General features: G+C 44.9%; 12 protein-coding genes and 1 tRNA gene. 1 reads left to right on the top strand and 12 read right to left on the bottom strand.

What is annotated here, in order from left to right; all coding sequences use genetic code 11:
• Positions 1-24 precede the first annotated feature (24 nt).
• The 8 genes from P7J58_RS10565 to P7J58_RS10530 form a co-directional block, all read right to left on the bottom strand.
• Positions 25-903 carry an aminoglycoside phosphotransferase family protein gene (locus P7J58_RS10565; protein WP_029179192.1) on the bottom strand — a complete coding sequence of 293 codons (879 nt, stop codon included), beginning with the start codon at positions 901-903 and terminating at the stop codon, positions 25-27.
• On the bottom strand, positions 903-1844 hold the full coding sequence (locus P7J58_RS10560; RefSeq protein WP_408556313.1) for a 3'-5' exoribonuclease YhaM family protein: 942 nt from the start codon (positions 1842-1844) through the stop codon (positions 903-905). Before P7J58_RS10560 ends, P7J58_RS10565 begins: the two co-directional genes overlap by 1 nt.
• On the bottom strand, positions 1834-3072 hold the full coding sequence (locus tag P7J58_RS10555) for a DNA recombination protein RmuC (protein WP_408556312.1): 1239 nt from the start codon (positions 3070-3072) through the stop codon (positions 1834-1836). Before P7J58_RS10555 ends, P7J58_RS10560 begins: the two co-directional genes overlap by 11 nt.
• Positions 3073-3705: a thiamine diphosphokinase gene (locus P7J58_RS10550; RefSeq protein ID WP_029186444.1), complete on the bottom strand. Its 633-nt coding sequence runs from the start codon at positions 3703-3705 to the stop codon at positions 3073-3075.
• Complete coding sequence (rpe, locus tag P7J58_RS10545) at positions 3698-4357, bottom strand: ribulose-phosphate 3-epimerase (RefSeq protein ID WP_099776979.1); 660 nt, start codon at positions 4355-4357, stop codon at positions 3698-3700. Before rpe ends, P7J58_RS10550 begins: the two co-directional genes overlap by 8 nt.
• Before the next feature lie 14 nt (positions 4358-4371).
• Positions 4372-5247 (bottom strand): ribosome small subunit-dependent GTPase A, encoded by an 876-nt coding sequence (rsgA, locus tag P7J58_RS10540; RefSeq protein WP_408556311.1) that lies wholly within the window; start codon positions 5245-5247, stop codon positions 4372-4374.
• 158 nt (positions 5248-5405) lie between these two features.
• Positions 5406-6461: an LPXTG cell wall anchor domain-containing protein gene (locus tag P7J58_RS10535; protein WP_408556310.1), complete on the bottom strand. Its 1056-nt coding sequence runs from the start codon at positions 6459-6461 to the stop codon at positions 5406-5408.
• A 234-nt stretch (positions 6462-6695) separates the two neighbouring features.
• Positions 6696-7373 (bottom strand): recombinase family protein, encoded by a 678-nt coding sequence (locus P7J58_RS10530; protein WP_024419178.1) that lies wholly within the window; start codon positions 7371-7373, stop codon positions 6696-6698.
• A 129-nt stretch (positions 7374-7502) separates the two neighbouring features.
• Here P7J58_RS10530 and P7J58_RS10525 point away from each other — a divergent pair.
• Positions 7503-7584, top strand: a tRNA-Leu gene (locus tag P7J58_RS10525).
• Positions 7585-7656: 72 nt separating this feature from the next.
• On the opposite strand, the gene P7J58_RS10520 is transcribed toward P7J58_RS10525, so the two are convergent.
• The 4 genes from P7J58_RS10520 to P7J58_RS10505 all read right to left on the bottom strand — a co-directional run bounded on the left by P7J58_RS10520 (position 7657) and on the right by P7J58_RS10505 (position 11596).
• Entirely contained in the window at positions 7657-7992 is a 336-nt protein-coding gene (locus P7J58_RS10520) for a type II toxin-antitoxin system RelE/ParE family toxin (protein WP_029173734.1), read from the bottom strand.
• Positions 7985-8278: an antitoxin gene (locus tag P7J58_RS10515; RefSeq protein ID WP_024379282.1), complete on the bottom strand. Its 294-nt coding sequence runs from the start codon at positions 8276-8278 to the stop codon at positions 7985-7987. Before P7J58_RS10515 ends, P7J58_RS10520 begins: the two co-directional genes overlap by 8 nt.
• A 115-nt stretch (positions 8279-8393) precedes the next feature.
• The gene (locus P7J58_RS10510; RefSeq protein ID WP_408556309.1) at positions 8394-9986 is read right to left on the bottom strand and encodes an ATP-binding cassette domain-containing protein; all 1593 of its coding nucleotides are present in this window, start codon (positions 9984-9986) and stop codon (positions 8394-8396) included.
• A gap of 32 nt (positions 9987-10018) precedes the next feature.
• Positions 10019-11596: an ATP-binding cassette domain-containing protein gene (locus tag P7J58_RS10505; RefSeq protein ID WP_408556308.1), complete on the bottom strand. Its 1578-nt coding sequence runs from the start codon at positions 11594-11596 to the stop codon at positions 10019-10021.
• Positions 11597-11728: the final 132 nt, after the last annotated feature.

The following is an 11728-nucleotide window of genomic DNA, read 5'->3' as shown; positions in this document are numbered from 1 at the left end:
TTGAAAAAGTTCGCTTTTTCGTATTTAGCTATAAACTTGTAGATACCACGTTGGAATCCAGCGAGTAAAGTCCGCATACCATTCTGAGATGGTGGCCGCCTGTTCCTGCATCAAGGGGATTTGGAGTGGATCCACCTGCTCCGCCCAAGAAAGAGCCCCCAGACTGTTCACGGTCAGATAAAGGGCTAAAAGTCTCCAAAATTCCTCTGGAATAGCGCCTTCAAAATAGGCATCTACCTGACCACGCGCAAAGGCTGGAGACAAATCTGCCGTGAAAATCAAACGGTTGAATTCTTCCCAGGGGTCTCCTATGTCGTAGCGATCAAAGTCTAATATTTTCAGTTTCCCATCCGCACCCAGTAGGAAGTTACCTGTGTGAAAATCTCCATGATGGTAGGCAATTGGTCTTCCTGCCAGCAAGTGACGGTTGGCTTGAACAAAGTCTATCATAGCAGAACCATTTGGGTAGGAATGACTAGCTGCTTGGTAGGCAGCTAATTTATTGTCAATCTTAGCCTGATAAAAACTGTTCCAGTCCCGTTGACTTTGGTCAATCGGTAGGGCATGCAAGGTTCGCAAAAACTGCCCTGACTGACAGCCCAAATCATATAAGACAGAATCAGATAGGCTAGAAGCCACTTCATTCATATCCTGACCTTCCATCCATTCATAAAGGGTGTAGACTGACTCCTCATCCGCCCAAAAACTTAGTGGCTCTGCCACAGGCAAGTCTTGTCCAAACAAGCTTTGAACCAATCGAAATTCTGCTTGCTTAGCCTCATAGGATGTCTGCTCTGCTATTCTCATAAGACAAAAGCGACCGTCATCGAGCCGAACCTTGAACTTTTGGTCCGTGGACCAGCCTTTGGTGAGGGGCTTACGCGTTAAAATCTTGACTGCCATCAGTCGATATTGGGTTTATAGAAGGCGCGGTTGTCCATGGCGAAAATGCGATTGGTCATCTCGCCTGGACCGACCTTGTCCAAAGCGGTCAACATCATCATCATTTCTGCATCGATATTGTCAATCATGTGGAGGATTTCCGCCTCCATAATCTGCGGACGGACAGGGCTACCATACTCCAGTAAACCGTGGTGGCTGAGGATAACGTGGCGCAGAACAGTCACTTCTTCCTTGCTATCGTCAATACCCAATTCCATCAGGATCTTGGTAATCTCTTCATCAATCAGGGAAATATGCCCAATCAGATTGCCACGGACAGTGTAGCCTGTGTTATCAGGGCCTGTCAGTTCAATCACCTTGGCTAGGTCATGGAGCATAATTCCTGCAAAAAGCAGGCTCTTGTTGAGCTGGGGATAAATATCTCCAATAGCATCCGCCAAACGCACCATAGTCGCCGTGTGGTAGGACAGACCAGAATAAAAAGCGTGGTGGTTGGTCTTGGCAGCTGGGTAGGAATAAAATTCCTTGTCGTACTTACTGTAAAGGGCACGGACGATCCGCTGCCATGTGGCATTTTCGATGCGGAAAATCATCTGGCTCAAATAGTCCTTGGTGTCCTTGACATCCACAGGTGGTTTTTCCTTGAAATCAGCAGGGTCGTTGGGCTCACCTGCCTTTGGTAAACGAAGAACCAGTTGGTTGACTTGGGGGGTGTTGTTGTAAACTTCACGGCGTCCCTGCATGTGAACAACTGTCCCAGCAGTAAAGTCCTTGATTTTCCCTGGTTGGGCATCCCAGACCTTGCCTTCAATCTCACCAGTATCATCCTGGAAGGTCAGAGCTAGGTAGTCTTTTCCAGCCCGTGTTTGACGGACTTCAGCAGTCTTGATCAGATAGAATCCTTCGAAGAATTCATCTTTTTTCATTTGGTTAATTTTCATTATCTTCCTCATCTAATGGGGACAGGCCAAGCAGTCCCTTGGTTTGGTCATCTTCGTACAGGTCAATAGTACGAAGACTACGCTCGATAGCGTTGGTGCGAGTTGTTAGGAGTTTGTCAATATTGCTGCTGGCTTGATTGAGTTGTTTCTGAGTCTTAAGCAAGAGGTCAGAAAACTTGCCAAATTCCAGCTTGACATTGCCCAAGACCTTGGAAATATCATCGGCTGATCGTTGAATGTTGAGGGTCTTAAAGCCGACGGAGAGGGAATTGAGCAGGGCAGAAAGTGTGGTCGGTCCTGCTACCACGATATTTTCCTGACGGCGAAGCTCATCAAAGAAAATCGGATTGCGAACCACTTCTGAATACAGCCCTTCGGTTGGCAAGAACAACACACCAAAATTAGTCGTTTCAGGCGGATTGAGGTACTTGCTCTGAATATCTTTAGCAAAGCGCTTGATAGCAGCCAAGAGATTTTTGCGATGGAGGTCAATCTGGTCCTTGTCCCCACTTTCGTAAGCATCTTCCAAGCGGTAGTAATCTGCCAGCGGAAACTTGGAGTCGATTGGCAGATAGATATAGTCTCCCTCGGTCCGTCCTGGTAGCTTGACCGCATACTCTACGCGCTCATTCGAGCCTGAAACCGTGGCAAACTCTCGCTCATATTGGCTAGGTGTCAAAATATCCTCGATAATCTGTCCCAGCTGCAACTCACCCATGATGCCACGGGTTTTGGTACCAGACAGAACCTTGTTAAGACTGCCCACATCACGCGCCACCGTCTGCATTTCACCCAGACCACGATTAACTGATTCCAACTGCTTGGACACCGTTTCAAAGGAGGCTTGTAGGCGGGTTTGCAGGGTTTTCTCCAGCTTTTCCTCAACCGTCTGCCGCATCTCTTCCAAGCGTTTTTCATTAGACTCCTGAATGGCCTGCAAACGGCGGTCGGTGGCATCTCGATTTTCCAAGTGGCTCTTATTCAGCTCTTGACGTATGTCGGTTAGCTGTTGGTAAAGCTCCGTGCGGAGTCTTTCCACCTCCTGATGAATGGCCTGCTGCTGTTTGAGAGTTGCATTTTCTAGTTGATAGCTGAGCTGGTCAGACAAATTGTCTGCTGTATCTTCGGCTTGATCTTGCAAAAGCAGGGCCAAGCTCTGCCATTTTCCATAAAGAAAAACCAAGGCCACCAAGACCAGTATCAGCAAAATAAGTAATACAATATCCATCTAATCCTTGTCCTTACTGTAGATCAGGACCACGTAGCCCTGATCCAGTTGAATGTCTATATCTCTATCTATAAATTCGTTAGAGGAATAGCATTTTTTGAAAAAATAATTGCTGGCATCCAGCGGGTACTTGGCATGACGAATGGTCAGGCGACTCTGGTCCGACGGCATAAAGGAAATGTACTTCATACCAGCAATCGGTGACAAACGGTGCTGACCTGCAGGTCGAAATCGGACGATGTTCTGACTGTCCACCAATTCGATCTGCTCCATAAAGGCAGCCAAGTCAGGCTCTGCAGCCAGAAAGAGATTGGCCATCATGTGGTCCATGCGGCCACCCAAAGCTCCATATATGCGAACCTGGGCCTGCGGATAGGCCTTGAAGATTTCCTTTAAAGCCAGCTCCAAATCTGTATCATCTTTTTCAACAGGAGCTCGCAGAAACCACTCTGCCATCTCCCTTATCTGCCCCAACTCCTCAGAGGTCACCGAGTCAAAATCACCGATAGCCCAGTCAAGAGGCAGGGAGTGGTCCAGAAGACGAAGAGAGCCTGCATCTACCCCCACATAGAGGTCGGCAGGCTCAGGAAGGCAGTCAAAGGAACCGCCTGCAATGACAGCAATCTTAATCATTGAGGGCTGCTCTCAGTTTGGCAACGTTGGCATCCAAGTCTCCTTTGAAGAGGTAGGAACCAGCCACAAAGACATTGGCACCCGCATTTTTGGCTGAATGAATGGTCTTGTCGTCAATCCCGCCGTCCACTTCGATGTCAAAGTTCAAGCCCTTGGCCTCACGCAATTTAACCAAATCCGCAATCTTCTCAGCCACTTCTGGAATGTAGGCTTGTCCACCAAAACCTGGGTTGACCGTCATGAGCAGAACCTGATCCACCAAGTTGAGCACCGGCTCAATGGTCACAAGAGGAGTGCCTGGATTGATCACCACACCCACCTTCATACCAGCCGCACGAATTTTTTGGAGGGTCCCATGCAAGTGAACCGTTGCCTCTGCGTGAATAGTCAGGATATCCGCACCCGCATGTGCAAAGGTCTCAATATGATTTTCAGGATTGGACACCATGAGATGGCAATCAAAAACCAGCTTGCTATGAGGACGCATAGCCGCAACCACATCCGCCCCAAAGCTAATATTTGGCACAAAGTGACCGTCCATGACATCAATGTGCACATACTCCACACCTGTCTTTTCTAGACGTTTGAGCTCTTTTTCAAAATTTGCATAATCTGCCGCCAAAATAGACGGTGCAATCTTATAATGTGACATAGAGAACCAACTTTCTATTTGAATTTCTTACTAACCTTGGTATAGGTTTCACGCTGATTTTGGATTTCGCTGAGGAATTGGAGATAATTGTCAAAGCGACTTTGGGAAATAGCAGAGCTGGCAACAGCTTCCTTGACTGCACAATCCGGCTCATGGGTATGGGTACAGGTCCTAAATTTGCAGGACTGGCTGCTTTCCGCAATTTCTGGGAAACAATCTGTCAAAGCCTCAGCCTCCTTGACTTCATAATCTAGGGATGAAAAACCTGGCGTATCCGCAATTTTCCCACCGAAAACATTGTAGAAGCTGACCGCACGAGTGGTATGGCGACCACGCCCCAGACTATCTGAAATCGCCCCTGTTTCCAAGGCTAATTCTGGTGCAATGCGGTTGAGAAGAGTCGACTTGCCAACCCCTGTCTGCCCCATAAAGACCGTCACCTTATCCTGCAATAATGGCGTCAATTCCTCCAAACTATAGACAAAAGGATAGCCAATTTTCTCATAGATAGCCTTGAAGGCATCCATCTCCGCCCGTTCTTCTACCAAGTCCATCTTAGAGATATAGATAATGGGATCCATATCCTTCTGTTCAAGGAGAACTAGGAAACGATCCAGTAGATTGGCATTAAAATCAGGTTCCTTGGCCGACATGATAACCACCGCCTGATCGATATTGACAATTGGAGGACGAACCAAACTATTCTTTCTCTCGTGGATTTTTAAAATATAGCCTTCTGAGTTTTCCTCCGCAGAAAAGTCCACAAAATCACCCACATAGGGCGTTTGTCCCTTCTTACGAAAATTTCCTCTGGCTCTGGTTTGATAAATCTGTCCATCTGCCTCGACATAGTAAAAACCAGCCAAGGCCTTGATAATTCTTCCTTGCAATGAAGACTCCTTTGTGTGTACTTGTTCCTATTATACCAAATTTCCTAGGAAAAAGGGAGCAAAGCCAAATCCTGCACAGCTAGTATTTTCTTGCCAATGGAAATATATACAATAGAAAAAGCCCTCAAACGAGAGCTTCCTTGGTATACATAGATGGACTAGTCTCTTTTGCGTGATGTGGCAGCTAGTCCGAGACCAGAAAGACCGGACAAGACGCCCCCTAAGACTAGGAGCATAGAGCTGCTATCACCTGTTTTTGGCAAGGTTTTGGCAACAGGTTGTGATACTTCCTCTGGTTTAACAGCAGGAGTGCTTGGAGCGGACTTGTCTACCGTTTTCTTATCAGTTGCTGTCACTGCTTGAACCTTGCCAGCTGTCTGGTCAGTTAAGGACGAGGCATCTGTTAGCTGTTCAACTGGTTTGTCTGTCGGAGTGTCAACTGGTTGTTCAGCTGGCTGTTCAACTGGTTGCTCAACTGGAACTTCAGCTGGCTGTTCAACTGGTTGTTCAGTTGGTTGTTCGACTGGGGTTTCTGGAGCGGCGTCCTTAATCATCCAGAATTGAACCCATGCAAAACCAGCAGAGTTTAGTTGCTTTAAGGCATTATCATAGGTAAGTTCATAGGTTGGACTAGTATATTGGTCCAACTTGTATCCATCAACCTTGGGTGTTTCTACCGTCTTTGTTTCTCCCGGGTTGATGGTAACATAGTAATGAGATAATGGACCATCAACTTCTGAAATTGCACCTATTAGTACCGAAATTGGTTTTTCAACTGGCTGGTCAGCTGGGGTTGCAACTGGTTGTTCAGTTGGTTGTTCGACTGGTAGGGTTTCCACTGGCTTTCTAGTCCAATATACCTTTACCACGCTACCAATACTATCCAGGTCTTCTTTTGTCACCACGGAAACATTAGGCAGATTTGAGGTGAATCCACCTAATTCTTCGCGTGGCCACTCTTTACCAGGAAATTCTTCACTATATGGCTCTAACCTAACATATGGCCAACCTGAGTTATAGCCTCGATTTGCAACACCCCAGTATTCTCCATCGATATAGAATTCGACTACATAAGGTTCAAATACTGCACCGTCTTGAGCGTACACAACAGCAGAACCGCCCAGCAACTGATTGCCCACAGGGGCAATTGCACCGCCCAAAACAAGGGTAGAAGTAAGGGCAAGGCCCCATTTAGCAAATTTTTTTACCTGCATTCTATTTTCCCAAGGTCTTATCGACCTTTCCTTTCTTTTTCACCTTATAATCCCCTGCTACAATAGGGTTTGTACCTGTTTTAGTTAAGGGTCGTTAACTAAAACATAGAAAAATCAAAAAAATGCCAACTTGATAAGGCTTGAAAAGCCCGTCAAATCAGCATTTTGAATATTTTCTATTGACAACTTTGATTGTTTTACCAAACGACCGTCTGCTAAAACACATATATTCGCTTACAGTTTATCATTTTCTCCTGTTTCTGTCAAAGAATTATGTGCTTTTTGACGACGAAATGGGATATTATTTCGTTTTAAGACCTGATAGATGGTTGCTGTTGAAATATTGAGTTGGTTGACCATGTCTCGAACGGTTGTTTCTTCTACCACATAGCTCTGAATCACTTGTTTTTCCTTTGATTTTGAAATACCCTTATTGCCCAATTTTACACCACGTTCTCTGGCCTTACGCAGTCCGTCTTTTGTACGGTCAGAAATGGCTTGGAGTTCCCATTCTGCCACATAGCCTAGCATGAGGCAGAAGAATCGACCTGTTAGCGAGTCTGTTTCGATTTGTTCGTGGATAGATTGCAGGCGGATCTGATGGCTGGTCAAGTCTGAGATGATAGCAGACAGATGGAGCATCTTTCTGGTTAGGCGGTCTAGCTTATAGACTACAAATCTGGTCTCTATCCCGCTTTCAGCACAGGCTTTGGCTAGCTTGATAGCTTTTTGAAGTTGTGGGCGGTCTTGATGACCTCCCGATTCCTTTTCCATGTAGAGTCTGTCACAGAAGTGTAGGGCTTCTTTTTGCACTTCTAGCCCCAGTTCTTGCCGATTGTCCCTCGAACTCACACGAGCGTAGCCAATGACAACAGATCCTTTTTCTTGGTATTGCTTGATGATTCTCTTCATATTTTCCTCCTTGTTCTACTATTGTAGCGGGGGTTGGTATAAAAGGACTGATGAACATGTGATCATGGTTTGATAATCATTCCATTTTCCCCTAGCCAAGTCAAGAAAAAAATAGTATAATAAAAACAAGCGGAGGTGGTGGAACGGCAGACACGCATGCTTCAGGCGCATGTGCCCATCGGGTGTGAGGGTTCAAATCCCTTTCTCCGCATGATAAACGAGAAACCCCAAGTCAGAGTTGATGACTTGGGGTGATACTTTATGCTAATTATTTGGCTTCAAATCATTTAAGTAATGTTATCCAGTTTTGCTTTGAATGCAAGATACGGGCTACAAAAACCTGATAGCCCTCTATGAAATAAAAAACGAGATAATGTTCTATCGGCATATAACGGTAGGGCTTTCCATCGGCAGTTAGGTTGCCAAATCCTCTGCTAGATACCAAGGGACAGACTTCAGGGAATAGCTCTAATATTTCCAAAGCCTTCAATATCAAATCAATTTTGCTAGCCGCTGCTTGTTGGCTGTAAAAATTGATCAGAATGTAATCATATATAGCCTGCAAATCCTGTTTGGCTCTATCAGAAATAACAAGCTCATATTTTTTCTTATCAGTCAAGACCAAATTCCTTTCTGACAGCCACGAGAGAACTTGTCTTACCTGCGAGAATATCCTGATGCCCTAACAAGATTTCTTTCTTTAACTCTTCAAAAGCAATCTTGTTGCTATCCTCCCTACTGTCTTTTGTGACAAATTCTTGGGCATCAATAGTACCTGTCGCAATTTTTCTCAAGGTCGCATTCAGCACATCTGAAACTGTCATGCTTTCTCCTGCTAATAGCTCCTTTGTCTGCTGATAATAAAATGAATCTGCCCTAAAGTTTACCTGTTGTGTTGCTCCCATTATTCCCAACTCCTTTGTATAGACGTTTTGTACATACAGTTTACCCCTTTTTCAGAAGTTGGTCAAGATATTCGCTAAATAACCCCAAGTCAAAGTTGATGACTTGGGGTCATTTTTATATCTTCTCACGCAATTTCCCATCACGCATTTCCAAAACCACATCAAACATGTCTAGGATGGCAGGGTCTGATTCATGCAAGATAGTAATGATGAGTTTGTCCTCCAGCTGCAAGAGCTTGGTCAAAACCTGCTTGGTCAGGGCAGGGTCTAAATGAGCGGTCGGTTCATCCAAGAGCAAGACATCCTTACCACTCATCAGGGCACGGAGCAGACACAGGACATTTTTCTCGCCACCACTCAAGAGATTAGGGTCTGTTGTTGTACGCAAGGTGTCCTGTAAACTCGTTGGCAAGCTCTTCAACAAGCCAAGCATGACCTCTCTTCCCTTCTCATAGGTCCCAAAAACAGACACATTGTTTTCAAAATCGGTATGGTAAAGATGCTCAAACTGGCTGAGATAGAAGGCTGTGGCAGTTTCCATTTCATGCAAAACATCATTTTCCAGATAGGAAACACTTCCCTTGTCCAGAGCTAGTTCTCCTGCTAACACTCGTAGAAAAGTCGATTTTCCGCTGGCTGACGGGCCAATGATGGCATACTTTTTCCCCTTGTCAAACCGATAGGAAAAATCTGCTACCGCTAATTCTCCCACATGATAAGCTACATCTTTCACTTCCAAGGCTGTCACATTGGGATAGCTTGGCACATGTTCAGACAAGATCTGACCAGCAAGATAGTCTTCTAGGTTGGCGACCGTTTCCTTGGTCGAATGGATATAATTGACATCCAAGAGGATGTATTTCATAGGATAGATGAAATTTTCAACATAGCTAAAAGTCGCAATGGCAGCACCGATGGTCAACTCTTCTTGTAGCAAGAGATAGCCGACTAAACCAAAAGCCGTTAATTGCACCAAAAACATGGAAAATCCATTGACGACATTAGCCAGGGTCTTGAATTGCCCAAAGCGAAAACGGGCTTGCTCACTTTCTTCTACTGACTGATGATGGACACGGCTGATGGAGCCGAAAGTTTCGGTATTAACGCGGTTCTTAGCAGAAAAGAGGTCTGTCACCACCTGAAAATAACTTTCTAAACTCTGTAAAAATGCCCGCTGACGCTGAGAAAGAGGACCAGAAATCCACTTGGGAATGAAAACCGCCAAGGCAGACGACAGAATAATCCCAACCGCAACCAGGGGATGAACAAAGATAAAGAGGGAAGCCGCATAGATGAGCATGCTCAAACTAGAGCGTATAATGTCCATGAAAGGACTCAGATGACTCTCCTCAATGGTTTCCAAATCGTTGTCAAAAATGGACAGATAGGCAGAAACATTCTTCTCTGAAAATTTGGATAAAGGCTGTGATAACAAGCTGTTTGCCAGGCCTTTTTTAGCCGTGACATAGAAGCCCTGAGACACCTTCCACTCATAAACCTGGGAAATGTACTGAAAAACTGAATTAGCAATGATGGTCAAAGCATAAGCCAATAAGAGCCAGACAAGCCCTGTCCAGCCTATCTGAAAAATATGGTCAAAAAGATACTTATTTAACTCTGGCAAAACAACATTGGTCAAACTATATAAGATATGGAAAACCAACTGAATGGCAATAACTGGTTTCAATTGATTGATAATCTTTTTCATAACTCCTCCTAGATAGGAACAATCTGACAAAATTAATTGCTCTCCCCAATCCGTACCACCCCATCATAGCGAGAAAGGACCTCATCGGACACACGGTGGGAAATATGAATGAGCGTCTTATCTGCTAGTGAGGTAAGGTAGGCTTCAATCACTGCATAGGTTTCCTGATCCAAGGCAGACAGACTTTCATCCAGCAACAAGACGTCCTTATCTTGCAGCAAGGCACGAATCAAGAGCAGGCGTTGCTTTTGCCCCCCAGACAGTCCGCTATCATCACTAATCTCCTCGCTCAAAGAAGCATAACTTGGAAAACGACTGTCAAGGTTCATGGTCTTAATGAGAAACATCAGCCTATCTTCTGAAACAACCTGTCCCATGGTCAAGTTGTAAAGAACCGTATCATGGAAAAGGGCTCCCTCTTGTGGCAGATAGGCAATCTTGTCTTGAATGGCTTGGTAAGACAAGTCTGCAAGAGAGGTTTTATCAAAGTAAATATCCCCTGCTTGCAGTTGGCTATTCTTGGTCAAAATAAGAGCCAAGGAAGATTTGCCAGAACCACTTTCCCCAAGAATCAGGTACTTCTTGCCACGCTCAAACGCTACGGTCAGGTCTTCAAAGACCTGCTTCTCACCGATAGCATAACTAGCCTTAACCAGTTGCATGCTCTGGAAAGCTGAAGCTAGTTCCTGTCCCTTCGTTTCTTGCCCCAAAGTAGATAGCTCAAACTCTTGCTTCAATTCCTTAACGGCATGCCTATCCAAAAAAGCTGCCGCAATGCTGTTAATGGGATCCACCAACTGCTCTGAAATGGTCAGAATAGCTGTCAAGCCACCGATGGTCAAGGCCCCAGAAAAGACCTGAAAACCACCGATAAAGATAATCGAAAGAGTGGTCAGATAAAAGACGAAACCGACTAAGAGCCGCATGGTTACTGTCGTTCGAGTGGCTTGATTGACCTTATCGTTGACTGCTTGATAGCGATCGCTCAGCCCATCTAAAACCTGCTGTCTTTGGTGGCTATTTTTCACTTGCAAATAACCTAGAAAGACATCTGAAACCCTTGTATTATATACCTGCTGACTGTCTGAAATCGCCTCCTGATTGAGCCTTCTCCGCTTTTTAAACAAATAGGGAATCACAACTGGCAAGAATGAAATCAGAATCAAGAAAATAGCGGTCAGACCATCCAAGCTAAGAAGGGCCAAACTGGCAATGCCAAAGGTACAAGCACCTTGAAAAATCGTAAAGAAAGCGTCGTAATAATCTTCTTTCACCGTCTCCAAATCATTATTGAGCTGGGAAATATAGGCTCCTGCCCCCTGCTCAACGAACTCTCTAAAAGGCAAATCAAAAATTTTTCCAATAAAGGTCGCCTGCAATTGGAAACCTACTTGATTGAGATAGGTGACGTTGGCAATCTGGCGAATGTATTCAAAGACCAACATGACAAGGACAGTTATGCCCATCAGCACAAAATAAGACACAAAGGCCTGTCTATCTCCAGCCGCAATAGCATCAATAATATAGCGATATTGGTACAGAAAACCAACATTGAGCAGGGATACTGCAAAAATACAAGATAAGGTTAGCCAAAAATTCCTCTTTTTCATTTCTCCTCCACCGTTTGATAGATTTCTAAGCAAACATTTGGTCACTTTCATCTACATTATAGAATACGAATTCGAGCTGTTTCCATACGTCCCCTATATGCAACTATTTCTCGTTCACTATTTTTTCAAGTA

Source organism: Streptococcus suis (assembly GCF_046032535.1).
Classification (GTDB): domain Bacteria; phylum Bacillota; class Bacilli; order Lactobacillales; family Streptococcaceae; genus Streptococcus; species Streptococcus suis_AK.
The sequence above is the reverse complement of the archived record's forward strand: the minus strand, read 5'-3'. Positions and strand labels throughout refer to the sequence as shown.